Origin of the sequence: Exiguobacterium sp. TDN 0502 (assembly GCF_050846835.1) — a bacterium.
Classification (GTDB): Bacteria; Bacillota; Bacilli; order Exiguobacteriales; family Exiguobacteriaceae; genus Exiguobacterium_A.
This window is the reverse complement of the sequence record NZ_JBOZGJ010000003.1, coordinates 43,075-69,287: the sequence shown is the minus strand read 5'-3', so window position 1 is coordinate 69,287 and position 26,213 is coordinate 43,075. Positions and strand designations below refer to the sequence as shown.

28 protein-coding genes are annotated in these 26,213 nt (G+C 49.6%); 27 read left to right on the top strand and 1 reads right to left on the bottom strand.

Annotated elements, in window-relative coordinates; genetic code table 11:
• Positions 1 to 151 precede the first annotated feature (151 nt).
• From ACRPK8_RS04965 to ACRPK8_RS04945, 5 genes are all read left to right on the top strand, one after another.
• The gene (locus ACRPK8_RS04965; protein ID WP_432237199.1) at positions 152 to 316 is read left to right on the top strand and encodes a hypothetical protein; all 165 of its coding nucleotides are present in this window, start codon (positions 152 to 154) and stop codon (positions 314 to 316) included.
• An 83-nt stretch (positions 317 to 399) separates the two neighbouring features.
• Positions 400 to 1,404 (top strand): S66 family peptidase, encoded by a 1,005-nt coding sequence (locus ACRPK8_RS04960; protein ID WP_432237198.1) that lies wholly within the window; start codon positions 400 to 402, stop codon positions 1,402 to 1,404.
• Positions 1,405 to 1,507: 103 nt separating this feature from the next.
• Positions 1,508 to 1,945, top strand: coding sequence for a peptidylprolyl isomerase (locus tag ACRPK8_RS04955; RefSeq protein ID WP_410502771.1), 438 nt, complete (start codon positions 1,508 to 1,510; stop codon positions 1,943 to 1,945).
• Between the two features lie 97 nt (positions 1,946 to 2,042).
• Positions 2,043 to 2,570 carry a type 1 glutamine amidotransferase domain-containing protein gene (locus tag ACRPK8_RS04950; RefSeq protein WP_432237197.1) on the top strand — a complete coding sequence of 176 codons (528 nt, stop codon included), beginning with the start codon at positions 2,043 to 2,045 and terminating at the stop codon, positions 2,568 to 2,570.
• A 152-nt stretch (positions 2,571 to 2,722) separates the two neighbouring features.
• A complete protein-coding gene (locus ACRPK8_RS04945) occupies positions 2,723 to 3,070 on the top strand; it encodes a GNAT family N-acetyltransferase (protein WP_432237196.1) in 348 nt (115 codons plus the stop codon).
• A 17-nt stretch (positions 3,071 to 3,087) separates the two neighbouring features.
• On the opposite strand, the gene ACRPK8_RS04940 is transcribed toward ACRPK8_RS04945, so the two are convergent.
• Positions 3,088 to 3,552 carry a DUF309 domain-containing protein gene (locus tag ACRPK8_RS04940; protein WP_432237195.1) on the bottom strand — a complete coding sequence of 155 codons (465 nt, stop codon included), beginning with the start codon at positions 3,550 to 3,552 and terminating at the stop codon, positions 3,088 to 3,090.
• Between the two features lie 92 nt (positions 3,553 to 3,644).
• On the opposite strand from ACRPK8_RS04940, the gene ACRPK8_RS04935 reads away from it, so the two are divergent.
• The 22 genes from ACRPK8_RS04935 (at position 3,645) to ACRPK8_RS04830 (ending at position 26,181) form a co-directional block, all read left to right on the top strand.
• Entirely contained in the window at positions 3,645 to 4,400 is a 756-nt protein-coding gene (locus tag ACRPK8_RS04935; RefSeq protein ID WP_432237194.1) for a segregation/condensation protein A, read from the top strand.
• Positions 4,390 to 4,962 (top strand): SMC-Scp complex subunit ScpB, encoded by a 573-nt coding sequence (gene scpB, locus ACRPK8_RS04930; protein ID WP_023467687.1) that lies wholly within the window; start codon positions 4,390 to 4,392, stop codon positions 4,960 to 4,962. The genes ACRPK8_RS04935 and scpB overlap by 11 nt, the downstream gene beginning before the upstream one ends.
• Entirely contained in the window at positions 4,962 to 5,723 is a 762-nt protein-coding gene (locus ACRPK8_RS04925; RefSeq protein ID WP_432237193.1) for a pseudouridine synthase, read from the top strand. Before scpB ends, ACRPK8_RS04925 begins: the two co-directional genes overlap by 1 nt.
• A 126-nt stretch (positions 5,724 to 5,849) precedes the next feature.
• Entirely contained in the window at positions 5,850 to 6,440 is a 591-nt protein-coding gene (locus tag ACRPK8_RS04920) for a redoxin domain-containing protein (RefSeq protein ID WP_432237192.1), read from the top strand.
• A 22-nt stretch (positions 6,441 to 6,462) separates the two neighbouring features.
• Positions 6,463 to 8,010, top strand: coding sequence for a cytochrome c biogenesis protein ResB (gene resB / locus ACRPK8_RS04915; RefSeq protein WP_432237191.1), 1,548 nt, complete (start codon positions 6,463 to 6,465; stop codon positions 8,008 to 8,010).
• Positions 8,007 to 9,173 carry a c-type cytochrome biogenesis protein CcsB gene (gene ccsB / locus ACRPK8_RS04910; RefSeq protein WP_432237190.1) on the top strand — a complete coding sequence of 389 codons (1,167 nt, stop codon included), beginning with the start codon at positions 8,007 to 8,009 and terminating at the stop codon, positions 9,171 to 9,173. Before resB ends, ccsB begins: the two co-directional genes overlap by 4 nt.
• Positions 9,174 to 9,344: 171 nt before the next feature.
• Positions 9,345 to 10,061, top strand: a complete 717-nt coding sequence (locus ACRPK8_RS04905) for a response regulator transcription factor (protein ID WP_035408876.1) — start codon at positions 9,345 to 9,347, stop codon at positions 10,059 to 10,061.
• A gap of 2 nt (positions 10,062 to 10,063) precedes the next feature.
• On the top strand, positions 10,064 to 11,791 hold the full coding sequence (locus ACRPK8_RS04900) for an ATP-binding protein (protein WP_432237189.1): 1,728 nt from the start codon (positions 10,064 to 10,066) through the stop codon (positions 11,789 to 11,791).
• Between the two features lie 32 nt (positions 11,792 to 11,823).
• Positions 11,824 to 12,372, top strand: a complete 549-nt coding sequence (locus ACRPK8_RS04895) for a cob(I)yrinic acid a,c-diamide adenosyltransferase (RefSeq protein ID WP_432237188.1) — start codon at positions 11,824 to 11,826, stop codon at positions 12,370 to 12,372.
• Positions 12,372 to 13,625, top strand: a complete 1,254-nt coding sequence (gene yfmF, locus ACRPK8_RS04890; protein ID WP_432237187.1) for an EF-P 5-aminopentanol modification-associated protein YfmF — start codon at positions 12,372 to 12,374, stop codon at positions 13,623 to 13,625. Before ACRPK8_RS04895 ends, yfmF begins: the two co-directional genes overlap by 1 nt.
• Positions 13,622 to 14,893: an EF-P 5-aminopentanol modification-associated protein YfmH gene (yfmH, locus tag ACRPK8_RS04885; RefSeq protein WP_432237186.1), complete on the top strand. Its 1,272-nt coding sequence runs from the start codon at positions 13,622 to 13,624 to the stop codon at positions 14,891 to 14,893. The genes yfmF and yfmH overlap by 4 nt, the downstream gene beginning before the upstream one ends.
• The gene (gene ymfI, locus ACRPK8_RS04880) at positions 14,893 to 15,597 is read left to right on the top strand and encodes an elongation factor P 5-aminopentanone reductase (RefSeq protein ID WP_432237185.1); all 705 of its coding nucleotides are present in this window, start codon (positions 14,893 to 14,895) and stop codon (positions 15,595 to 15,597) included. The genes yfmH and ymfI overlap by 1 nt, the downstream gene beginning before the upstream one ends.
• A gap of 94 nt (positions 15,598 to 15,691) precedes the next feature.
• Positions 15,692 to 16,474, top strand: a complete 783-nt coding sequence (locus ACRPK8_RS04875) for a DUF3388 domain-containing protein (RefSeq protein ID WP_023467698.1) — start codon at positions 15,692 to 15,694, stop codon at positions 16,472 to 16,474.
• A gap of 9 nt (positions 16,475 to 16,483) precedes the next feature.
• Positions 16,484 to 17,401, top strand: coding sequence for a helix-turn-helix domain-containing protein (locus ACRPK8_RS04870; protein WP_432237184.1), 918 nt, complete (start codon positions 16,484 to 16,486; stop codon positions 17,399 to 17,401).
• 62 nt (positions 17,402 to 17,463) lie between these two features.
• Positions 17,464 to 18,042 carry a CDP-diacylglycerol--glycerol-3-phosphate 3-phosphatidyltransferase gene (gene pgsA, locus ACRPK8_RS04865; RefSeq protein ID WP_432237183.1) on the top strand — a complete coding sequence of 193 codons (579 nt, stop codon included), beginning with the start codon at positions 17,464 to 17,466 and terminating at the stop codon, positions 18,040 to 18,042.
• A gap of 71 nt (positions 18,043 to 18,113) precedes the next feature.
• Complete coding sequence (locus ACRPK8_RS04860) at positions 18,114 to 19,349, top strand: competence/damage-inducible protein A (RefSeq protein ID WP_432237182.1); 1,236 nt, start codon at positions 18,114 to 18,116, stop codon at positions 19,347 to 19,349.
• Positions 19,350 to 19,457: 108 nt separating this feature from the next.
• Positions 19,458 to 20,501 (top strand): recombinase RecA, encoded by a 1,044-nt coding sequence (gene recA / locus ACRPK8_RS04855; RefSeq protein ID WP_432237181.1) that lies wholly within the window; start codon positions 19,458 to 19,460, stop codon positions 20,499 to 20,501.
• A 194-nt stretch (positions 20,502 to 20,695) separates the two neighbouring features.
• Positions 20,696 to 22,258 carry a ribonuclease Y gene (gene rny, locus ACRPK8_RS04850; protein ID WP_432237180.1) on the top strand — a complete coding sequence of 521 codons (1,563 nt, stop codon included), beginning with the start codon at positions 20,696 to 20,698 and terminating at the stop codon, positions 22,256 to 22,258.
• Positions 22,259 to 22,307: 49 nt separating this feature from the next.
• Positions 22,308 to 23,102 (top strand): TIGR00282 family metallophosphoesterase, encoded by a 795-nt coding sequence (locus ACRPK8_RS04845; protein WP_432237179.1) that lies wholly within the window; start codon positions 22,308 to 22,310, stop codon positions 23,100 to 23,102.
• 29 nt (positions 23,103 to 23,131) lie between these two features.
• Positions 23,132 to 23,392 (top strand): stage V sporulation protein S, encoded by a 261-nt coding sequence (locus ACRPK8_RS04840; RefSeq protein WP_023467705.1) that lies wholly within the window; start codon positions 23,132 to 23,134, stop codon positions 23,390 to 23,392.
• 187 nt (positions 23,393 to 23,579) lie between these two features.
• Complete coding sequence (locus ACRPK8_RS04835; RefSeq protein WP_432237178.1) at positions 23,580 to 25,328, top strand: 2-oxoacid:acceptor oxidoreductase subunit alpha; 1,749 nt, start codon at positions 23,580 to 23,582, stop codon at positions 25,326 to 25,328.
• Positions 25,315 to 26,181, top strand: coding sequence for a 2-oxoacid:ferredoxin oxidoreductase subunit beta (locus ACRPK8_RS04830; protein ID WP_023467707.1), 867 nt, complete (start codon positions 25,315 to 25,317; stop codon positions 26,179 to 26,181). The genes ACRPK8_RS04835 and ACRPK8_RS04830 overlap by 14 nt, the downstream gene beginning before the upstream one ends.
• Positions 26,182 to 26,213: the final 32 nt, after the last annotated feature.

Below are 26,213 nucleotides of genomic sequence, written 5' to 3'. Positions count from 1 at the left end.
ATTGCACTTTTTGTTCGTCTCGCATCGTTTTCCTGGGACAAGCATCGCGCCGCTTCACTTTGTTGCAGGGTCGCTCTTGCTTGTTTTTCCCTAGGAAGCGATGTCGAATGAACAAAACGCTCCTTTGATTTTTCTTCCGAATATCAAAAGAATGATGCGTTACACGCAACTCCTACAGGATAAAGCGCAAATCAAAGCGTGGGCAAAGTCGTTGCGCGAACAAAAGATTCTTCAACATATGACAGTCAAGGTCGATTATGTTTCGGAAAAAGGAGAATTGCTTGAGAACGGAGATTCGCTCTTCGTGAAGCTGTAAGATGGATGGAAAAAATGAGAGTGCGCGGTTCCTATTCGGTTTGTTATACTGGAAATACTTGTAATGAAAAAGGGGGAACTTTCGTGAAACCACCACGCTTACAAAAAGGGGATAAGATTGCCATCGTCTCGCCGGCGTCTGCTGTCGCAGCATACGTACCGCGTCGTCTTGCCCGCGGTATCGCAACACTTGAAAAAATGGGCTTCGAAGTCGTCTTGATGCCGAACGTAACAGCTGTTCATAGTCATACGGCAGGAACGATCGGCGAACGTCTGCAGGACTTACATATGGCGTTCGCAGATCCGTCGATTAAGGCGATCATCTCAACGGTCGGCGGATTTAACTCGCACCAGTTGCTCGATGAACTCGATTATGAACTGATTCGTAAAAATCCGAAGATCTTCGTCGGCTTCAGTGATATCACGGCACTCTTTGCGGGCATCTATCAGCAGACAGGATTGACGACGTTCGTCGGACCCGCGCTACTGACGCAGTTCGGTCAATTCGATGGTCTTGATCCGTATACCGAAGAATCGTTCAAACGTACGTTCATGCAGACGGAGCCGATCGGCCGGATCGAAGCGTCCGAGGAGTGGACGGACGAAATCTTACGCTGGGATGTCGCGGATGACCGAAGAAGAGAGCATCAGCCGAACGAGGGATACACGATCGTCAAGACCGGTGTCGCAGAAGGTCCGATTTTGACGGGGAACACGGGAACACTTTTACTGCTTGCCGGAACACCTTACTTGCCATCGTTTGACGGTGTCGTCTTGATGCTTGAGGATGACGAAAGTGAGACACCGGAAACGATTGACCGCTATTTCACGCAATTGCGGCACATGGGTGCCTATGACAAGATTGCAGCACTCGTCGTCGGACGTTTCCCGCGCAAAGTCGATTTTGATCCGGAGTTTCCGCTCAAAGACATCATCCTGCGTGCGACGCGCGGCTACGATTTCCCGATTATTCTTGATGCAGACTTCGGACATACGGATCCTGTTGCGACACTTGCGAATGGAATTCAAATTCGTGTCGAAGCAACGGATTCGGTGACACTCGATGTGTTAGAGGCGGCCGTCGAGTAAAAAGGACTGCACGACGCCTTGAAATTTGGTACACTGTACCATGGAATCACGATCTTGAATCGTGACGAATCTCCTGCTGAAAAGCACGAAAGGTTGGTCAAACATGCAAAAAACTGGTCATATCTTATTAGAAGATGGAAATAAAATCGAATTCGAATTGTTCAACGATGAAGCGCCGATCACGACTGAAAACTTCGAAAGCCTTGCAAACTCGAACTTCTACGATGGATTGAACTTCCACCGTGTCATCCCAGGCTTCGTCTCACAAGGCGGATGCCCGATCGGAAACGGTACAGGCGGTTCAGGGAAAACGATTCCTTGCGAAACGTCAACATCGTACCCACACAAACACAAAGCCGGTTCACTCTCGATGGCACACGCTGGTCGTAACACAGGATCAAGCCAGTTCTTCATCGTACATGAGCCACAACCGCATCTCGATGGCGTACACACAGTCTTCGGACAAGTGACTTCAGGTCTCGAGCACGCTCAAAAAATGAAGCAAGGCGCTGGCATCAAAGAAATCCGCGTCGAAGCGTAAGTTCTTGCTCCTCTTCGGACGTTCGAAGAGGAGTTTTTCTTTTTTTAGATCCGGGTACAATCAGTAAGGGAAGGTAACTCGAAAAGGAGTGTTTGGCATGCGTTTAGAAGGAAAACGAATCATCCAGGTCGTCAGCAATGACTTCGAGGATTTAGAATTATGGTATCCAGTCCATCGCTTGCGGGAAGAAGGCGCAATCGTCGACATCGTCGGTGAGAAAGCGGATGAGACATATATCGGGAAGTATGGCGTTCCGATTAAATCGAATAAAACGTTCGACGAGATCAACCCTTCGGAATACGATGCGATTCTTGTTCCCGGAGGTTGGTCACCTGACTTGTTACGTCGCTTTGACTCTGTCCTGAATATGGTCCGTCACTTTGACCAGAACAAACAACCGATTGGCCAAATTTGCCATGCTGGTTGGGTGTTGATCTCTGCCGGCATCTTAAACGGTGTTAATGTCACGAGTACACCAGGGATCAAGGATGATATGACGAATGCCGGTGCGATTTGGCATGACGAGGCTGTCGTCGTTGACGGACATATCGTCTCGAGTCGTCGTCCGCCCGATTTACCGGATTACATGCGTGCCTTCATCCAGGTGATGGAAGAACAAGCGTGATTCTGATGCAGGGGACGTCACGCGACGGACTCCTGCATTTTTGATGGATTATGAAAAAAGTGCAGTAATTCTGTGTCAGAAGGTGTAGAATGAATGAGTCTCAGTCGTTCATGATCCTGAGAGTTGTTGAAATTAGGAAGGTGTAGAATCACATGCTAGTAAAATATAAGAAGTTGAATGAACGGACCGCGATGGGGCTGATCGCCTTTTCGTGCGAAGTGAAGGATCCGAAGTATTTGCTTGAAACGGTTCAAGCCTATGAACAGGAAGAAGACCAACGCTTGTATTTGTACAAACAAGATGAGGATTTCGTCGGTATCATCGGGTTTCAATTAATGGATGGCCATGCTGAATTGAAGCATATCGCGTTATCGCCGTCGTTTCGTGGGGAACGCATGTCGTATCTCCTACTCGATGAAGCAGTCAAGCTCCTGCGGACGGATATCACGGGTGCGACCGAAGAGACACAACGCCTCGTCGACAAATGGAAAAATCAATAAAAAGACCGGTCCATGGCTCAGATGGACCGGTCTCTTCGGTTTTGTAGCGCTTCCTGACGTGCCGTGACGACGTCCGTCCGGTCCCGTAAGCGGTGTTTATGGGTCACGAAATCGAGATCAGGCGCTGTCGCTTCAAGGGCGACGGTCCGGATGACGTCTGGGAAGACCGGCAATGGAATGTGTCGATAGACCGGCTCCGTGAAATGGTCGTGCTGATCAAGCAAACGGGAGACGTCAATCCCGGACGCGATCAGGGTTGCCCGGTGGCGTTCAATCTTATCGAATGCTTTTTGATACGTCCGCTGTGCACCGGTCTGATTCCCCCGGCGGTGATGGTAGCGGGCGACGGCGAGCTGGATCAGGCCGACAAGTGCCTCATCCTGACGCTTGCCATCTTGCCAGACTTCCTCTAAGATTTCATGGCACTCGAAGTAGTCGTGCCGGATGTTGAATTCAAATACGAATCGTTCAATCGGATTCATCGAATCACCTCTTCCTTGGAATATAACATAGTCGAATCGACCCGTTGTATGGTATACTAAGGCGCAAAAAACGTTGATGGGCAGGGAGAATCATGGAATCATACAGTGTAAAGATGGATGCGTTTGAAGGCCCGCTGGACTTACTGTTACACTTGGTTGGTAAATTAGAAATCGATATTTATGATATATCCGTTTCCATGGTGACGGATCAATATGTGTCCTATATCCGTGCGATGCAGCATCTTGAACTTGATGTTGCTAGTGAATATCTTGTCATGGCAGCGACGCTGTTGCAACTGAAAAGCAAACAACTCTTGCCGATCGAACAGACGGAATACGACGAGATTCCTGATTTCGATGAGGAACCGACACGGGAAGGTCTGATCCAACAGTTGATCGAGTATAAGGCGTATAAGGAAGCCGCACTCGTCCTGAAAGAAAAGGAAGAGGCACGCCTTGAGCTGTTCTCGAAACAACCGGAGGATTTGATGCGTTATCTCGAAACGGACGCACAAGAGTACAACGGCACGTTATCACTGAGTGATTTATTACGTGCTTACGAAAAAATGCGCCAACGGGAAGCCTGGAAAGTCCGTCGCTCGAAGACGGTCAAACGGGAGGAACGGTCTCTTGAACAACAGATGGAATCCGTTGCCCGTTACGTCGCGACCCGGGAGCGGACGACATTTTTCGGCTTTTTTGCGGAGCAACCGACGGTCGAAGAACTGGTCGTCAGTTTCCTCGCCGTCCTAGAACTCGTCAAGCAACGGGTCATTGATTGTGAACAGATGACCGATGACATCTTGTTGCGGAGCATGGTGAAGGAGGAGAGTCAGATTGGCGTATGAACAGATCATTGAGAGCCTGTTATTCGTCGTCGGAGATGACGGCATCGATCCGCGCGGTCTCAGTCAAGCGTTAGAAATCAGTGAAGCGGCAGCGCGTGAGCAGTTGCTGGCTCTTCAGACGACGTTCGAAGCGGAACAACGTGTGCTGCAGATCGTGGAGTCGGGTGGTGTTTTTAAGATGGTGACTCGAAAAGAGATGTCACCGTATATTCAGGCGTATGCGGGTTCGCTTGCAGAAGATTCCTTGTCTCGAGCGGCGATGGAGACACTCGTCATCATCGCCTATAAACAACCGGTCACGCGTGCCGACATCGAGGTCGTCCGTGGTGTGAAGACGGAACGCGTCATCCATACGTTAAGTGCAAAAGGTTTGATTGAAGAAGCGGGCCGCGCGAAAGGTGTCGGCCGCGCGAAATTGTATAAAACGACGGATCATTTCCTGGACCATTTCGGTCTGAACAGCATCGAAGAGTTACCGCCACTCGAGTTCGAAGAAACGTTCGAGTCGGATGGCGATCTCTTCTTCCGGAATGATCCTTCATTAGAGGAGAGAGTGAATTAATGGAACGGTTACAAAAAATCATCGCGCAAGCAGGTGTCGCTTCACGGCGTAAAGCAGAGGAATTGATCACAGCAGGTCGTGTCAAGGTGAACGGTAAAACAATTACGGAGCTCGGAACAAAAGTCGGAGCGCGTGCGGAAGTCGAAGTTGACGGTGTCAAGCTTGAGCGGGAAGAGCACGTCTATTACATGCTCTATAAACCAACAGGTGTCGTCTCGACGGTGGAAGACGATAAAGGACGGAAGACGGTCGTTGACCTCGTACCACCGGGGCACCGTGTCTTCCCAGTCGGTCGTCTTGACTACAATACGAGTGGTCTTCTATTAATGACGAACGACGGAGAATTCTCGAACCTCCTGCTTCATCCGAAGTACAAGGTACCGAAGCGTTACATCGTGAAGATTAAAGGTGTACCGGAATACTTCCACGTCAAAGGACTGGAGAAGGGTGTCGTCCTACCGGATGGCTTCAAGACGGGCAAAGCGCGTGTCGAGATGCGTGATATCGATAAGAAAAAAAATACGGCAATCCTTGAAATGGTCATCTACGAAGGGCATAACCGCCAGGTCCGTCAAATGGTCGAGACACTCGGATCGGAAGTATTGAAGTTAAAACGTGAACAGTTCGGTTTCTTGACGCTTGCTGGTCTTACTTCTGGCGAGTGGCGTGAACTTTCAAAAAAAGAAGTCAATCAATTGCGTGAGCTAGCGGATCCAGCCGCTCCACCTACGAAAAGACGTAAGAACACAAAAAAACGTTAATTTGTAAAGCGAGAAGCTCATCCTCCGGGTTGAGTTTTCTTTTTTTGTGACAAAACGATTAACGAATTTCACATTTCGTCAACGTTTAAGCGATTTCAAGTACAATATGGGTGGAGGCGGTAAAATATGAAAAAAACGAAACAAAATCCGGAAGAACGCTTAGCGGCAGCCCAGCAAAAAAAGAAGAAACGGTCCTTCTGGCGTTTGATGATCATGACGATGGTCCTGTTCGCAGGAGCGCTCGTCATCATGCAGTTCGTCGATCAAGCGACACGCGATAAAAATGGTCGTGTCATGGCAGGTGATGATGCACCTGGTTTTGCGCTCGTTGATCTGTACGGTGAGAAACAGCACAAAATGGATGAGTACAAAGGAAAAGGACTTTTACTCAATTTCTGGGGCACATTCTGTGAACCGTGTAAAAAAGAGATGCCTTTGATCAATGACAACTACAAGATGATGCAGGATCAAGGTGTCAATTTCGTAGCGGTCAACGTCGGGGAGACGCCAGTTCGGGTCTCAAGCTTCATCAAGGATATCGGTGGAACGGACTATCCGATCCTCATGGATACGAACAGTTCTGTCGAGAAGGCTTACGGAATCTATAACTTACCTGTGACGTTCATCATCAATAAAAAAGGTGAGGTCGTCGAGAAATATGAAGGTGAGATTGATCAGGCGAAGCTGGAAGAGATGGTGAAGAAGGCGAACGAGTAACGCATCGAAGGGGGATTTAAGGATGCAGGAGCAAGAAAAATTCAAACAACTGGATATGCGTTACGAGGAAGCAGAACTTCGTTCGAAACGTAAAAATCCGTCTTGGATCGACCGGGCATGGACGTTCTTCTCGTCCGTCAAAGTCGGTCTGTGGTTGATCGCCTTGATCATCATCGCAAGCGGAGTCGGTACGATTTTTCCGCAAGAGATGTACATTCCGCAGGCGACACCACCGGAAGAGTTTTATAAAAAGGAATACGGTACAGCAGGTGATATCTATTACACGCTTGGATTCCACAACCTGTTTGAATCCTGGTGGTATATCGGACTGATTACCCTTTTATTACTATCGATCATCATCGTATCCATCGACCGGTTCTTCCCGCTCTATCGGGCATTGAAGAAACAACCGGTCATCCAGTCGGACCGTTTCATGAACGGTCAGCGATTTGGCGCTGAAGCGGCTGGAGACGTCAAAAAAATCGATGCGATTGCACCATTGCTCGAGAAAAGAGGGTATAAAATCCGTCGGCAGGACGGAGCTCTTTTGGCTGAGAAACAGCGATTCGGTCGCTGGGGGCCTTACATCAATCATATCGGTCTCGTTCTCTTCTTCGGTGGAGCGATGCTCCGGATCGTTCCGGGTATGCATGAAGATGAACTGCTCTGGCTCCGCGAAGGCGAGACGTTGCCGATCGAGGCGACGGATAATCAATACTATTTGAAAAACGAAGCGTTCAACATCGAGTTTTACGATCCTGAGAAAGTCGATGCGAAGTTCAAGAAATCGCTTGAAGCGGCGGGTGGAAGTGTACCGAAAAACTATGACACGAAGATGACGTTATATAAACGTGTCGGCGAGACATCGGATTTCAAACCGAAGCTTGAAGAAATCAAGTCGGGTGAGACGGCTGTCAACCAACCGTTTGAATTCGATGATTATCAGGTCTTCCAAGAACAATACGCGGCAGATCCTGAATTCAAGACGATGTCATTCAACATCGTCAATCAAAAAACGGACAAAGTCGTCGATACGATCAAGGTCGACTTGCGTGATCCGAAAGAAACGTATGCGTTAAAAGACGGCTATGAAGTCGAGCTAAAAGACTTCTTGCCAGACTTCGTCGTCAAGGATGGGCAACCGACAACGAACTCTGGGCGTCCGGTCAATCCGGCATTCGTCTTCAGTATCAAGTCTCCCGAACATCCGAAAGGGGAACGGAGCTTGATCGGAATCAAATTGAACGTCGGTGGGGATGAGAACCAGTACAAGATGGCATTCGCCGGTACGGAACTCTCGAACATCTCCGGTGTCCGGATCAAAAAAGATTTGACGCTCCCATTCCTGTTTGCAGGTGGAATCATCTTCATGGCAGGTCTATTGATCGGCATGTACTGGCCGCACCGTCGCCTCTGGCTACGGGAGAAGAACGGTCGGATTCAGATTGCCGGATTTACGAACAAAAATGCACTTGGGCTTCAAAAAGAAGCAAATCTCGCGCTGACGGAAGTTGATCTACCAGAACTTGAGGATCGACAAAAGTTGCGGGAAGAGGGGGAAGCTAAATGAACTTGCTTCAATTGAGCAGTAATCTGCTCCTTACGTCATTCATTGTCTACCTCGTCAGTACAGGATTTTTCGCTGTAGCGACGAGCGGGAAAAAAGGACCGACGCGTTCTGGTAAGATCGCTTATACGCTCGCGATCATCGGTTTCCTGGCACAGCTCGGATATTTCTTCACGCGCTGGGCGGGAGCAGGACACGTCCCGGTCTCGAACTTATACGAATATACGACGTTCTTCGGCATGATGATGGTTCTCGGGTTCCTGATCGTCTATGCCATCTATAAAAATAACGTCCTCGGCTTGATTGCGATGCCGGTTGCCTTGCTCGTCATCGCCTATGCTTCGATGTTCCCGGATGAAGTACAACCGTTGATTCCGGCACTTCAAAGCGTCTGGCTCAAGATCCACGTCACGACGGCTGCACTCGGTGAAGGGATTTTGGCCGTCAGCTTTGCGACAGGGCTGCTCTATCTGGTCCATGCAACGGATTTCAGCAAGGAATCGAAAACCCGGACGTGGCTTGAGATCGTCATGTTCTCGCTTACTTGTGTCGTCGGTTATATCCTGGTCGGTCTATTGTTCAAAGCGACAGGCTCAGCTTCGACGATCGAGTACGTCGCGAAAAACGGTGCAACGATGACCCATGACTACACGATGCCTGTTTTGACTGGTCCTGAAAACGGAAAAGTCTTATCCGGTTCAGGTGCCGTCATCGAATTACCGAACTTCTTGAATGCGAACAAGGTCAATACGGTTTTATGGTCAATCATCGGCGGAGTCGTCTTGTATGTATTGCTCCGGTTCGTAGTTCTTCGTAAACGGGTCGCAGAAAGCCTGAAACCGATTGCGCGGAAGATTGACCTTGAGACAGCGGATGAGATCAGTTACCGTGCAATTGCCATCGGTCTGCCGATCTTCATCTTAGGCGGTCTGATCTTTGCGATGATTTGGGCGCAAATGGCATGGAGCCGTTATTGGGGCTGGGACCCGAAAGAAGTGTGGGCACTGATTACGATGCTCTTTTACGTATTCTATCTTCACATGCGCATCCAGCGCGGATGGATTGGTAAAAAATCAGCCTGGTTATGTGTTGGTGGGTTTGCCGTCATCATGTTCAACCTCGTCTTCGTCAACCTCGTCGTAGCGGGATTACACTCGTACGCATAATACGAAACAAACGCAGCGGATCCGAAACGGTCCGCTGCTTTTTCGTCGTGATATGAGAAAAGAGTGCCTCTAAGGAGAAATCAGCCAGGAGAAGCCATTCTTTTCGTTTCATAGTATACTAAAAGAGTAGTAGGATAGAGGAGTAGAGTTTAGTTCATAGGAGGAGACAGCATGTCAGAAGAAGCACGTATTTTAGTCGTCGACGATGAAGAACGGATTCGTCGCCTGTTGAAGATGTATCTAGAACGCGAAAATTTCACGATCGAGGAAGCAGACAATGGAGAGACGGCGCTTGAGATGGCGCTTGAGACAGAATACGATGTCATTCTCCTCGACCTGATGATGCCGAAGATGGACGGGATGCAAGTCTGTGAAGAACTGCGGAAGACGAAAGCAACACCGGTCGTCATGTTGACGGCAAAAGGCGAAGAGACGAATCGTGTCCATGGTTTTGAGATGGGCGCTGATGATTATATCGTTAAACCATTTAGCCCACGTGAAGTCGTCTTACGGGTGAAAGCAATTTTGCGCCGTGCTAGCGCGACGAAGTTCCTTCATACGGATGCGAAGACGAAGGACGTCATTGTCTTCCCTCACTTGACGATCGATAATGATGCCCATCGCGTGACGGTTGAATCACAGGAAGTCAATTTAACGCCGAAAGAGTACGAATTACTTTATTTCCTAGCAAAACAAACCGATAAGGTCTTCTCGCGGGAACAACTACTGAAGGAAGTCTGGAACTATGAATTCTTCGGTGACCTCCGGACGGTCGATACGCATGTCAAGCGCTTGCGTGAAAAACTGAACCGTCTGTCGCCGAACGCCGCCCAAATGATTACGACAGTCTGGGGTGTCGGATACAAGTTCGAGAATAGTCCGACCTGACGATGAAGTGGTTGCAAAGTGTCGTCATTAAATTATGGGGGACGATTCTGTTACTCGTCTCCGTCGTCTTGATCGCCTTGACGATTTTATTGCTCGAATTCTTTAACTCGTTTCATATCGAACAGGAGCGGGGGCACCTCGCAAAACTTGGTCAACAGGTCGAGACCGTTTTTCAGGCGCATTCCGGGATTGAAGCAGGATCAAATACCGCAGTGGAGATTACGGATATCTACGGGGCGACACTGATTGCTAAAACTGAAGATGATTCCGTTGAAGCGAATATCTCACAAACGCAGGCGAACCGGATCATCCGGGAACTCGAGCGTCAGAACTGGAAAACGATCGATGGCGAAGAAGGCGAGACAGCGATCGGGAATTACGAGACGTTCGACGGGAAAGCGGCGCTCGCTTACCGGGCACCGCTCATTACGGATAATGGCAACGGAACGATCTATTTGATTGAACAATTGACGAACATCGAACAAGCAAACGAAGGAGCACGTCAAATTATTCAGTTGTGTGTCCTGTTAGCCATCATCGGGACGACGGTCTTCGCCTTCTTCCTTTCGACACGGATCACGGCACCGTTACGGACGATCCGTCAAGCTGTCGTCGAGGCCGGGGAAGGGAAATTCGATCAAAGTTTAACGCAACGTTCGCGCGATGAAATCGGTGATTTAGCGCTTGCCTTTAACGAGATGAGCAGTCAGCTCAACCAATACGTGACGGATCTCGATAAGGAACGGCATTTGCTTTCCTCGATTCTGCGCTGTATGGCAGACGGTGTGTTGACGTTCGCGAAATCCGGCGAGCTACTCGCGACGAATCCACCGGCTGAAGCTTTTCTTGCCGGATCGCCGGTACCGGATGAACTGATCGAACTATTCCAGACCGTCATGCAGGAAGAGACGGAAATGACGGTTTCCTTCGAACGGGAAGGGCGATTCTATATCATCATCGTCAGTCCGTTGCTCGAGCAGGAAGAACAGATCGGAGCGGTCGCTGTTCTGCGGGACATGACGGAAGCGCAACAACTTGAAAAGATGCGCGCAGATTTCGTTGCGAACGTCAGTCATGAACTGCGGACTCCACTCGTCATGCTGCAAGGATATTCGGAAGCAATCGTTGACGGGATGACCGAAAGTGACGAGGCAACGAAAGAATTCGCCTCCATCATCTATGATGAGTCGCAACGTTTGTCCCGTCTCGTCAACGATCTACTTGATCTCGCCCGGATGGAAGCGGGGTATCAGGAATTACGGATTGAATCCGTTGAAGCCGTCTCCTTCGCAGAACGGGTCATTAAGAAGTTCAAGCAGATGGGGCGCGACAAGAAGGTCAGCTTCGCAGTTTCCGGACCGAACATCGAGTTTGATGCCGATCCTGATCAGATGGAGCAGGTGTTGACGAATCTCCTTGGTAATGCTTTACGGTATACCGAGAATGGAGAAATCAAGATTAAGATTGATGAAGATAGGGAAAACATTACTTTATCCGTCATCGATTCAGGTGACGGTATTCCGGAAGAGGACCTGCCGTTCGTCTTCGACCGCTTCTATAAAGCGGACAAGGCGCGAACACGTGGAAAGACGGGTACGGGGATCGGTCTTGCGATCGTCGCAAACGTCGTTCGAGCCCACGGAGGGGAAGTCGAAGTCGACAGCCGCCTCGGAGAAGGCGCGACCTTCCGAATCCGATTACCGAAAAAACAAAGGAAGCGAACATTATGAGTCGCTTCCTTTCGCTATAGGAGTGAATGCAGATGAAGATTTATACGAAATCCGGCGATGAAGGGGAAACGTCTCTCGTTGGTGGCAGAGTAAAGAAAAATGATCGATTGATCAGTTTGATGGGAGAGCTCGATGAATTGAACAGCTTCGTCGGACTTGCCCGGACGAAAGCGACATCGATCGAAGTCCGCGAACAATTGACGGTCATCCAGCATGCCCTGTTTGATTGCGGTAGTGATCTGATGTATGTCGAACCTCGACCATCCCGCCTCAGCAGAGAAGCGACGACGGATCTTGAAAGTTGGATAGATAGTCTGACGGAGTTGTCACCTCCGCTCGATAAATTCATCTTGCCGGGTGGCACGGAAGCGGCTGCAACGTTACACGTCGCGCGGACGGTCTGCCGTCGCGTCGAACGTTCGATGATTGAAGTGCCGCAAGCAGCGCACCTGCTACCGTTCATCAACCGACTGAGCGATTTCTTTTTTACGGCCGCCCGTTACGAGAACGCGGTCAATCAAAAAGCAGATATTGAATACGTCCGTAGCGCTCATGTATTCAAACGAAAGGATGGAGAGTAATGAGTCAGTCATTTAGCACATGGAAAAAGGAAGGAACGACGTTCCACGTCGTTCCGACCGATAAATTCAAGACGACGACGGTTCTCGTCACATTTTCAGCACCGCTAGAAGCAAGCACGCTGACAAGTCGTGCGATCTTACCGTATATCATGGAAAAGTCGACAGCTGTCTATCCATCGATGAAAGCATTGCGGGAGCCCCTTGAGACGTTATATGACGCAGGTCTGTACGCGGATGCGTCGAAATTCGGGGAAGAACATGTCATTTCATTCCAGCTCGATGTCGTACGTGGGGATTTGGTTCATCACCCGTCTTTATTGAACGAAGCCCTTGAATTGCTCGAACAGATGGTTTTGTATCCCGATTTGACGGAAGGCGGTTTCCGCGAACAGTTCGTCAAACAGGAAAAACGCCTCCATGCGTTACGGATCAGTTCCTTGTATGACGACAAGATGCGCTATGCCCAACAGCGGTTGCTTGAATTGATGGCACCGGGCGAAGCTGTCTCGCTTCCGTCACTCGGTACACTCGAAGAGTTAGAACAGATCACCCCGTCGTCTTTACGCGATACATACCGTTCGATGATCGAGGACGATCGAATCGATGTCTTCATCGTCGGACAGGTGACGCAAGAAGAGATGGAAGAGGCTTTGTCGTTCTTACCATCTCACTCCGAGAAAGTCAGCCATTACATTCCTGCCCAAAAAACAGTCAGTGGTGTAAAGCGATCGAGCGAAACACAACCGATCAAACAAGGGAAGCTGCACCTCGGATACCGTGTAGCAGTTGATCCGACATCCGCGGATTCCATCCGGATGCAAATCGTCAACGGTCTATTCGGTGGATTCCCGCATTCAAAACTGTTCATGAATGTCCGCGAAAAAGAGAGTCTTGCCTACTACGCGGCTTCCCGGTATGCGGCACTGAACAGTGCCCTCTACGTTTATGCCGGAGTTGATACGAAAGAAGCGGAACGTGCCGAGAAAATCATCGTAGAACAACTTGTTGATTTGAAAGCAGGACAATTTACAGATGAGGAATTGACACAGACAAAGGCGATGCTGATTAATGCACGCCGGCAAATTCTTGATCAGCCGGGACAATTGATTGGCTGGCTGAATGGTTCGAAGATGCGGGGACTGACCCTTGAAGATGAAATTCATATCATCGAGACGGCGACACGTGAAGACGTCGTCCGACTGGCAGCGGCAATCGAACTGGATGCCGTATATCTATTGCGAGGTGAAGCATGATGGAACAATTGACCTATCACGATACAGATGAAACCGTATACCATGAGCAGCTCGATAACGGCTTGTCCGTCTATTTGTTGCAAAAAAAAGGTTATGAAAAAACATATGCGACGTTTACGACACGTTACGGCTCGATCGATCAACGATTCAAGAAAGGGGAGGAGTGGATCACGGTCCCGGACGGCATCGCCCACTTTTTGGAGCATAAGATGTTCGAATCCGAAAAAGGCGATGTCTTCCAGGAATTCGGTCGCCTCGGTGCTTCCGCGAACGCCTTTACCTCGTTCTCACGGACAGCCTATCTGTTCTCGGCGACGTCGCTGATTGAACAAAATCTCGAGACATTGATCGATTTCGTTCAAGATCCTTATTTTACGCCGGAAAGTGTTGAAAAAGAGAAGGGGATCATTACGCAGGAAATCCAGATGTACCAGGATAATCCAGGCTGGCGTCTGTTCTTTGGTTTGATTGAATCGATGTATGCAAAACATCCGGTCCGGATCGACATTGCGGGAACACCGGAATCAATCAATCAAATCACGGCGGATGATCTCTATACGTGTTACCGGACATTCTATCACCCATCGAACATGGTCTTGTTCGTCGTCGGTAATATCGATCCAGAAGAGACACTTGCATTGATCAAAGCGAACCAAGCGAAAAAGGATTATACGGATCGTCCGGCGATCGAACGCGATTATGGTCAGGAGCCGCACGGCGTGCATCGCCCGCGTTTCGAACTTGAACTCGATGTCAAGACGCCGAAGGTATTGATCGGATACAAGGATGAATCAGTCCGCGGCGAAGCGCAAGTCCGTCGTGAGTTGACGAGTGAGTTATTGCTTCATCTCTTGTTCGACCAGACATCCTCGACGTATTTAGAGCTGTACGAAGAAGGATTGATCGATGACACATTCAGCTTCGACTATTCAAGCGAAGAGGAGTTTGCGTTTGCGACGTTCGGCATGGAGACGGAAGATCCCGATAAGTTCATTCAGGCATATGAAACGTTATTGTCAACACGTCCCGAATTCACGGAAGAGGAAGTCGTCCGCAAGCGGAACATGATGCAAGGGAAATTCCTGCGTGCTTTGAATTCACCGGAATTCATCGCAAATCAATTCTCACGTCATGCGCTTGCTGGAACGAATCTGTTCACACTTCCGACGTTGATTGCCTCTATCACGAAAGAAGAAATCGAAGCGCGCTTCGATGAACTGTTTGCGATCGAAAACCGTGCGATTTCAATCGTCAAACCGTATGCCTGATGCGTATTCTCATAACAGGTGCAAGTGGCGCCATAGGTCTTGCGGCAGCGAAACGACTCGCTGCCGCCGGACATGAATTGGTGCTTCAGACGTATCGACAAGAGGCGCTTTTAGAGCAGATGATAGAGGAATGGACAGGGAAACACCAAGTCCTGACGGCGAACTTAGCAATTGAAGAGGACTTACAGACATTTTGTGCTGCGTTGCCGGCTGTCGATGCATTCGTCCATGCTGCCGGTACGAGCTACAGCGGATTGTTGATTGATCAGTCCGCAGGTTCAATGGAGGAACTGTGGAAACTGCACGTCGACGCCATGATGCGGATCAGCCAATTCTTGACGCGATTAAAGCCGTTCGATGCACCGCTCGCAATCGTCGTCATCAGCAGTGTTCTCGGTGAACAGGGCGCAGCCGGCGAGGTCGTTTACTCGACTTGTAAGGCAGCGCAACTCGGATTCATCAAGGCATACAGTAAGGAACTCGGGGCGATGAATGGGCGAATCAACGCCATTACACCGGGGTGGATCGATACGCCGATGAATGCGATTTTTTCCGACGAAGAGAAGAGCGAAGCCATTGCCGAGATTCCTGCCGGACGCTTCGGAACAGCAGAGGAAATCGCTTCTGCGATCCAGTACTTGATTGAGCCCGAGTCGGCTTACGTATCCGGAGCAATCCTTAAAATCGATGGTGCGTGGATGTAAGTGTTGGAATTTCAATTCCGGAATGCTTTTCATTTTTCAAAAAATCATTTAACATGAGGAATGGATAATCGTATGAGTAGAGGAGGATGGGCGTGTGAGTGAGTTCGAGCAATGGTATCTCGAATATGAATTAAAGGTCAACCGTCCCGGTATACTCGGGGACATTGCTTCGTTGATGGGAATGTTGCATATTTCGATCGTGACGATCAACGGTGTCGATCATCAACGACGCGGTATGTTGCTTCAAACGAAACAACCGGATCAAATTCCGCGACTCGCCGCTATTCTCAAGACGATGTCAACCATAGAGGTCATCAAATTACGAAAGCCGAAACTACGGGACCGGATCGCAATCCGTCACGGTCGTTATATCGATCAAAGTAGTGATGAGCGCAAGACGTTCCGCTTCGTCCGGGAAGATTTAGGGATTCTCGTCGACTTCATGGCGGAACTGTGCAAGCAGGACGGTCATTTGTTGATTGGTGTCCGTGGTATGCCGCGTGTCGGAAAGACGGAATCGATCGTTGCAGCAAGTGTCAGTGCAAACAAGAAATGGCTATTCCTGTCTTCGACGTTGATCAAACAGACCGTACGAACGTCTCTATTTGATGACGAGCGGACCGGGGACTACGTCTATATCATCGATGCCTTAGTCTCGCAACGGAATTTCGATGAACGGCATTGGCAGATTCTGCGCGAAGTCATGCGACTTCCGGCGACGAAAATCGTCGAACATCCGGATGCTTTCGTCAAATCAAGTGAATATACGTGGGATGATTTTGATTACATCATTGAATTGCGCAACACGACAGAAGAAATCATTGTGACTGAACTACCTCGTTCCCATGGTGGAAATGATTGGTTCAACTTTGAATAAGTATGAAAAATGGAAGGTGTGTTACCGATGACCGAGCTCGGAACCTACTTAAAGGAGCAACGGGAGGCGTTAGGCGTCTCTCTCGAACAAATTCAAACGACGACGAAGATTCAAAAGCGGTATATCGTCGCGATTGAAGAAGGCAATTATGATCAATTACCGGGAGCGTTCTACGCCCGGGCCTTCATCAAGACATATGCGGAAGCACTCGGTCTTGACGTCGATGAAGTGTTTACGACGTATAAGCGTGATCTTCCGGAGCCAGAAGCACAACCGGTCGTCGAGTTATCACGGCGTGCGACCTATTCGAAATCGAGTGCACCGAAGAAAAGTGTCGCAACGCGCTGGATTCCGAACATCATCATCATCGTATTGATTTTTGCGATTGGCGCCGCGCTGTATTACGGCTTACAGATGTTCCTCGATGGCAATGAAGAGGCGAAAACATCGGCACCGCAACAAAACGATGTGACGATTGATAAAGGGGATGCACCGAGTAAGGAAACGGATGTGCCGGCAACAACGGAAGAAACGCCGAAGGAAGAACCGGCGAAAGAAGAGAAACCAAAAGAAGAACCGAAAAAAGAGGCACTTGCCGCAACATCGACTTCGGGTCAGGATGTCACGTATGAAGTGGCGACGAAAGATTTGATGAGCGTCTCGATTCAAGTCAAAAAGGATGCGTCTCCGTCCCCATTTGTTGGTGTTCGTGATACATCACTTGAAGGAGAGGCACTTGCACCTGATCACATCAATGCATCGGATCCGAATCCGATCGTCGTAAAAGATGCAAAGACGGACCTGATCCGGATCCGGATCGGTTCAATCAAAGGAATTGATAAGATCGTCGTCAATGACCAAGAATTGAAACTGGACCGTTCGCTTCTCGTCCAAAACATCTATCTGAAGAAAGTAGACACGCCGTAACACGGCGTGCCTTCTTTTAGAAGGTAATGTCTACATAATGAACTAAAGGAGGAGGGCGTCATATGAACTTACCGAATCAATTGACAGTATTACGTGTGTTACTCATTCCCGTGTTCGTCATCGTACTTGCGATTGATCCGAACTGGGGACAGTGGGACGTACTCGGAGCAGAGCTTCCGGTCTCACATTTCGTTGCAGCCATCATCTTCCTCGTTGCTTCACTGACAGATTGGTTAGACGGTTATATCGCTCGCAAGCAACAGCTCGTGACGAACTTTGGAAAATTCATGGATCCATTAGCCGACAAAATGTTAGTCGCTGCGGCACTCGTCTATCTTGTAGAGCTTGAGTTCGTCGCTGCCTGGATTGTCGTCATCATTCTGTGTCGCGAGTTCGCTGTGACAGGTCTGCGTCTCGTCGCTTCTGACGAGGGCATCGTCCTTGCTGCCGGAAACTCAGGGAAAGCAAAGACATGGGTTCAGTTGACATCGATCACTGCCTATCTTTTACACGATATCGTCTTTGCGATCTGGAATATTCCGTTTGCAGACATCACGATGTGGCTTGCTCTCATCTTGACGATCTACTCGGGCGTCGAATATTTCTCGAAAAACATCAAGTTAATTACGAAATCCATGTAAGATGGATCAATTTAGACTGTTCGTCATACCGAACAGTCTTTTCTTATACTTCAAGAAAGTGAGGAATCAACATGAAAGCAGAAATCATCGCAGTCGGAAGCGAACTTCTCCTTGGAGAGATCGCCAATACGAATGCACAGTACCTTTCCGAATGGTTAGCCAGCGCAGGAATTGATGTCCATTATCATACAGTCGTCGGAGATAACCGCGAACGGATGCAGGAATCGTTCCGGCAAGCGCAACAGCGGGCGGAACTCCTCGTCATCACGGGAGGTCTTGGACCGACCGAGGATGATTTGACGAAAGAGGTACTCGCCGATCTTCTCGGGCGTGATCTCGTTCTCGATCAAGCAGCGTTTGAACGGATCGAAGGATTCTTGAAGACACGCCAGCGGGAGATGACGAATAATGAACGGAAACAAGCGTTAGTCATCGATGGCGCGACGGTTTTACGCAATGATGCAGGCCTTGCACCCGGTATGTCGGTCCAGACCGAACATCACCAGTACATCGTCTTGCCCGGTGTACCGCGTGAGATGAAGCAAATCCTGAAGGATCACTTCGGTCATCTTTTCGGTCAAGAAACGATCCGGTCCCGGACGCTGCGTTTCTTCGGTATCGGGGAATCGGCGCTAAACGACCGGCTTGAAACGTTGATCAAAGAGGCAAAAAATCCATCCGTCGCCCCCTATGCCGAACTCGCTGAAGTCCGGTTGCGCCTGACGGCTAAAGCACTTGATCAACACGAAGCCGATCGCAAACTCGACGAACTCGAGCAACACGTCCTTGCTGAAGTCGGGATGTACTTTTATGGATACGGCGAGACGAGTCTGCCGGAAGTCGTCCTGAAACGGTATCAAGAAGCTGGTTTGACACTGTCGCTTGCTGAATCATTGACGGGAGGAGCCGTCGCGAGTGGTTTCGTCGATGTCAGCGGTGCGAGTCAAGTCTTACGCGGAAGTGCCGTCGTTTATGATGATGCAGCGAAGCAAGCCGTGTTATCAGTACCAGGGGATCTTCTGAAAGAGCATACAGCGGTCAGTAAAGAGGTGGCGATCGCGATGGCTGAAGGAGCGCGAGAGCTGTATCAATCTGATATCGCCGTTGCCTTGACGGGAGAAGCCGGTCCGACGAGTAACAGCGGGAAAGTGGTCGGAACCGTCTATTGTGCTGTTGCGGACGCCCACGGGACACGGATCGTCGAGTGGCAGTATCCATCGTTCGATCGAGGCATGATTCGACTGCGTGCCGTTAAGGATACCTACTTCCTGTTACTGAAACATCTCGAAAAAGCATCGGGGCACTAAAAATGCTCAAAGTGTAAGTATGCGAATAAATGTTCGTAAAATGCTTGTCATTCGGTCTCAAAAGAAGTACAATAATCTCAGTAAGATAATTAAAAGGAGGCCTGCTACGTGAGTGATCGTAAAGCAGCACTTGAGATGGCGTTACGCCAGATAGAGAAACAGTTCGGTAAAGGTTCTATCATGAAACTTGGAGAAAATGCGGATCAGAAGGTATCAGTAATCTCTTCTGGATCGATTACATTAGATATTGCCCTAGGTGCAGGTGGATACCCACGTGGACGGGTCATCGAAGTATACGGACCTGAATCGTCAGGTAAAACGACGGTTGCACTTCACGCAATCGCAGAAGTTCAGAAACAAGGCGGACAAGCGGCGTTCATCGATGCCGAGCACGCGCTCGATCCGGCTTATGCCAATAAACTCGGTGTCGACATTGAAGAGCTTCTGTTGTCACAACCGGATACTGGGGAGCAGGCACTTGAAATCGCGGAAGCACTCGTGCGTTCTGGTGCGGTCGATATTCTTGTCGTCGACTCCGTTGCAGCACTCGTACCAAAAGCAGAAATCGAAGGCGAGATGGGTGACTCACACGTCGGTCTTCAAGCGCGTTTGATGAGCCAAGCGCTTCGGAAATTATCTGGTGCAACGAACAAATCGAAGACGATTGTCATCTTCATCAACCAAATCCGTGAAAAAATCGGTGTCATGTTCGGGAACCCGGAAACGACTCCAGGTGGTCGCGCACTCAAATTCTACTCGTCTGTTCGTTTAGAAGTGCGTCGTGCGGAAGCGTTGAAAAACGGTACGGACGTCGTCGGTAACAAAACGAAAATCAAGGTCGTCAAAAACAAGATCGCGCCTCCGTTCAAACAAGCGGAAGTTGACATCATGTATGGACAGGGGATTTCGAAGGTCGGTGAGTTGATCGACATCGGAACAGATCTCGATATCGTTCAAAAGAGTGGTGCCTGGTACTCGTACAACTCAGAACGTCTCGGTCAAGGACGTGAAAATGCGAAGCAATATATGGTCGAGCATCCGGAAGTCGCAGCAGAAGTCGAACGATTGATTCGTGAACATCACGGTCTCGTCGATCGCGAAGAGCCGGTAGATTTCGAAGCGGAACAACCAGAAGATCTATTTGCTGAATAAACCGTTCAAGAGAGGATTCCTTTGCGAATCCTCTCTTTTTTTAGTGTAAAAGAGGAAAACAGTGGAATTCTTTCCCGTCCGTTCGTTGACAATGAACGAGTGCTATCCGTACAATATAGATGTACGTTTTTTAGACAGCTTCGATGAAATACCGAAATGAACTAAGAAACACCTTGCAAAGGGGAGGTGAACCCATGAGTACACTGACTTGGATTGTCATACTTCTCCTCACTTTGCTGATCGCATTCATCGTAGGCTACTTCTTGCGGAAATCGGTTGCAGAAGCGAAAATTCAAGGCGCAGAAACGGAAGCGAATAAAATCGTCGAACGTGCGCGCGAATCAGCTGAAGCAACGAAAAAAGAAGCAGTACTCGAAGCGAAAGATGAAGCATTCAAACTTCGTAACGAAGTGGAAAAAGAATTGCGTGAACGTCGCCAAGAGCTAGCGAAACAAGAAGCCCGGTTGCTCCAGAAAGAAGAGACACTCGATCGCCGTGTTGACGCTATCGACCGTAAGGAAGATCAGATCAATACACGTGATGCAGAGATCGCGAAACGGAAGCATCAAGCTGAAGAACTAGAGCGCAAAGTAGAGGACCTGTATGAACAGGGACGTCAAGAGCTTGTCCGCGTCGCGAATTTATCGCAAGACGAGGCAAGAACGATCATCATGGATGAGACGAAACAGGCTGCTTTACATGACGCAGCCATTCTTCAAAAAGAAATCGAACAAAAAGCAAAAGAAGAAGCCGACAAGAAAGCACGTAACATCTTGTCACTTGCGATTCAACGGTTCGCCGCTGAACATATCGCAGAGACGACTGTATCGGTCGTCAACTTACCGAACGATGAGATGAAAGGTCGGATCATCGGACGGGAAGGCCGCAACATCCGTACGCTCGAGACCTTGACTGGGATCGACTTGATCATCGATGATACGCCGGAAGCCGTCATTTTGTCTGGTTTTGACCCAATTCGTCGCGAAGTCGCTAAAATGGCGCTCGAGAAATTGGTTCAGGATGGTCGGATTCACCCGGCCCGTATTGAAGAGATGGTCGACAAATCCCGTCGTGAAGTCGACGAGCGGATTCGAGAAATCGGGGAAGAAGCGACGTATGATGTCGGAATCCACGGCATTCATCCGGACCTTGTCAAAATTCTCGGTCGCTTGAAGTACCGTACGAGTTACGGACAGAACGTCCTGTATCACTCACTTGAGGTTGCCCACCTTGCAGGTATGATGGCAGCTGAACTTGGAGAAGATGTCACGCTTGCGAAGCGTGCGGGTCTTCTGCATGATATCGGGAAAGCGATCGACCACGAAGTCGAAGGCAGTCACGTTGAGATTGGAGTCGAGCTCGGTACGAAGTACAAAGAGCATCCGACGGTCATCAACGCGATCGCATCCCATCACGGGGATACGGAAGCGACATCTGTCATTTCCGTCTTGGTCGCTGCAGCAGATGCCTTATCTGCCGCTCGTCCAGGAGCACGTCAAGAGACACTCGAAAGTTATATTCGCCGTCTCGAACGCCTCGAGGAAATCTCGGAATCGTTCGACGGTGTCGAAAAATCATTTGCGATCCAAGCGGGTCGTGAAGTCCGCATCATCGTTCGACCTGACGTCGTCGATGATGTACTGGCTCACAAGATGGCGAGTGACATCCGGAAAAAAATCGAAGAAGAACTCGATTATCCGGGACACATCAAAGTCACGGTCATTCGGGAAACACGAGCAGTCGAATACGCGAAATAAGTGGAGTGGCGGGCGACCGCCACTTTTTTTAATGAACGGAGGAACAGCAATGAAGATTTTATTCATCGGAGACGTCGTCGGAGCACCCGGGCGACATATCCTGCAACAATTCACAGCACGCTTGAAAGCGAAATATAATCCGAACGTCATGCTCGTCAACGGCGAAAACGCAGCACACGGACGCGGGATTACGAAATCAATCTATCATCAATTCCTTGAACTCGGATTCCACGGGATCACGATGGGGAACCACACGTTTGATAACCGCGACATCTTTGACTGGATCGACGACGCGGACCGAATCGTCCGTCCGGCGAACTATCCGAAAGGCACACCGGGACGCGGGATGATGATCGTCAAGGCAGGAAATAAAAAGATTGCCGTCATCAACGTCCAAGGAACAGTATTCTTACCACCACTCGGTGATCCCTTCCGGACAGTTGACGCGCTGATTGCGGAAGTCGAAGGAAAAGTCGATGCGATCTTCGTTGATGTCCATGCGGAAGCCACGAGTGAGAAAATTGCGATGGGCTATCACCTCGACGGTCGCGTTCAAGCTGTCGTCGGTACACATACGCACGTCCAGACAGCAGATGAGCGTGTCCTTGACGGAGGAACAGCTTATATCACGGATGTCGGGATGACAGGTCCGCTGAACGGCGTACTCGGTATGCGACAGGAAGACGTCTTACGAAAATTCAAGACACAGCTCCCGACACGGTTTGAAGTTGCCGAAGGACGGGAACAACTTAATGGAGTCTTGATTCATATCGATGACACAACCAAAAAAGCAACGAAGATTGAACGGATTCATCTGACGGATCAGTCCGTATTTTTCGACTGATTGCCATTTCTGGATGGGGAGGTACACGCATGGACGTCCTGAAAGTATCAGCTAAGTCGAATCCAAACGCGGTAGCAGGTGCACTCGCGGGTGTCATTCGAGAGAGAGGTTCCGTCGAGATTCAGGCCATTGGTGCGGGAGCGCTCAATCAGTCTGTCAAAGCCGTCGCCATCGCACGCGGATTCGTGGCGCCTTCTGGCATCGATTTGATTTGCATCCCAGCCTTCACAGACATTTTGATTGATGGGGAAGAAAGAACCGCCATCAAACTGATCATCGAACCTAGATGACGAATTGGACATAGGTCCTATTTGCAAGTAGACCATTTACTCGGTTGGAGTAGATGGTCTTTTTGCTACGTCTGTGAAAATTTCTCGTCTTTCCACCGAGGGAGCATTGTACTACTTCCAGTAAATCGGTATCATGAGGGAGGATAGAGAGAACTATCATTTCAGGGGACAGAAGGAGCGAACGTCGATGTATAATCAGTTGTCATGGAAAGTTGGCGGTCAGCAGGGAGAAGGGATCGAGTCGACAGGTGAAATCTTTGCGATTGCCTTGAACCGACTCGGCTATTACCTGTATGGCTACCGTCACTTTTCGTCACGTATCAAGGGAGGACACACGAATAATAAAATTCGTGTCGCCACACAGGAAGTCCGGACGATTTCCGATGATCTCGATATTTTGGTCGCATTCGATCAAGAGACGATCGACGTCAACTTCCACGAATTGCGTCAAGGTGCGATCATCATCGCGGATGCGAAATTCAATCCGACGAATCCAGATGAAGCACGCGCTTCCTTGTATGCGATTCCATTTACGGAAATTGCGGCCGATCTCGGTACGGCCTTAATGAAAAATATGGTCGCAATCGGTGCATCAAGTGCGATTCTCGGGATTGCGCCAGAGCGTTTCCAAGCCGTCGTCGAACAGATCTTCGGACGGAAAGGTCCAGAGATGGTCGAGAAAAACTTAGCGGCGATCCGTGAAGGCGCAGCAGCGTTTGAAGCCCTCGCAGGAGAAGGCGAACGGTTCGTCTTGGAACCGGCGGACGGGAAACAGCGGATGTTCATGATCGGTAACGATGCGATTGCCCTTGGTGCAATCGCCGGTGGAGCACGTCTGATGGCGGCTTACCCGATCACACCATCATCTGAGATCATGGAATACTTAATCAAGAAATTACCGCAGTTCGGTGGAACGGTCGTCCAGACGGAAGACGAACTAGCAGCGGTGACGATGGCAATTGGTGCCAACTACGCGGGTGTCCGTGCCTTGACGGCATCTGCCGGTCCAGGACTATCGTTAATGGCGGAAGCGATCGGGTTATCCGGGATGACGGAAACACCGCTCGTGATCGTCGATACACAACGGGGTGGTCCGTCAACCGGTCTACCAACGAAACAGGAACAATCGGACTTGATGGCGATGATCTACAGCACGCACGGCGAGATTCCGAAGGTCGTTCTGGCACCGTCAACGGTCGAGGAAGCGTTCTACGATGCAGCAGAGGCCTTCAATATCGCGGAAGAATATCAGTGTCCCGTCATTTTGTTGACGGATTTAATGCTGTCGCTCGGGAAACAATCGGTCGAACCACCAGATATGTCACGCGTTGAGATCCGTCGCGGAAAGTTGATCCAGGAAGACTTACCGGAACTTGAAGGGAAAGCGTACTTCAAACGCTACGAAGTGACAGAAGACGGGGTTAGTCCACGTGTCATTCCTGGTATGAAGCACGGAATCCACCACGTGACGGGTGTTGAGCACAACGAGGAAGGGCGTCCTTCGGAAGCGACGAAGAACCGTGTCGATCAGATGACGAAACGACTCCGTAAGCTGAACACATTCCGTCTACCTGATGCCGTTCTCGTAACAGAGCACCACGCAGAACCGGATATCTTATTCGTCGGTTTCAACTCGACGCGTGGAACGATCGAAGAGATCATGCCACGACTCGAAGCACAAGGAATCAAGGTTGATCACTTGCACATCCGTCAAGTCCATCCGCTCCCAAGCGAACTCGTCACGCCTCACTTAGAGCGGGCAAAACGAGTCATCGTCGTCGAGTACAACGCAACGGGACAACTGGCGAAACTGATCCAGATGAACTGTGGACATGCGTCGAAGATCGAGCATATCCTGAAATTCAATGGCGATCCGTTCTACCCAGCAGAGGTCGTCGAGCAGGTCGTAGGAGGGGTATATCATGGCAACCTTTAAAGATTTTAGAAATGATGTCAAACCAAACTGGTGTCCGGGATGTGGAGACTTCTCGATTCAAGCGGCGATTCAGCGCGCTGTTGCAAATGTCGGTCTTGAACCAGAGGAGCTGGCACTGATTTCCGGAATCGGCTGTTCCGGTCGGATTTCCGGTTATATCAATACGTATGGCTTCCACGGCGTTCATGGACGTTCTCTGCCAATCGCCCAAGGTGTCAAGATGGCGAACCGTGAACTGACGGTCATCGCGTCAGGTGGCGATGGTGATGGCTTTGCGATCGGCATGGGGCATACGATTCATGCGTTCAAACGCAATGTCGACATGACGTATATCGTCATGGACAATCAGATTTACGGCTTAACTAAGGGTCAGACGTCACCCACTTCTGCACCCGGGTTCAAGACGAAATCGACGCCAAAAGGGTCGATCGAAAAGAGTGTTTCACCGGTTGAACTCGCCTTGACGGCAGGCGCGACGTTCGTTGCCCAAAGCTTCTCGAACGATTTGAAGGGCTTGACGCAACTGATCGAGCAAGCGACGGCACATAAAGGATTTGCCTTCATCAACGTCTTTAGTCCATGCGTCACGTTCAACAAGGTCAATACGTACGATTGGTTCAAACAGAACTTGACGAAGCTGTCCGACATCGAAGGATACGATCCGTCGAACTTGGATCTTGCGAAACAAACCGTTCATGCGCACGACGGACTCGTCATGGGATTGATCTATCAGGATGAGACACGTCCTGATTACCAGTCACAAATCGACGGTTATCAGGAATCAGGACTCGCCTATGCCGATCTTGAGTTGAACGAAGAAACATTCGGTAAACTAGCGGCAGAATTCATGTAAGATAGAGGAAAGATGTGTTTGGTTTTTTGGGG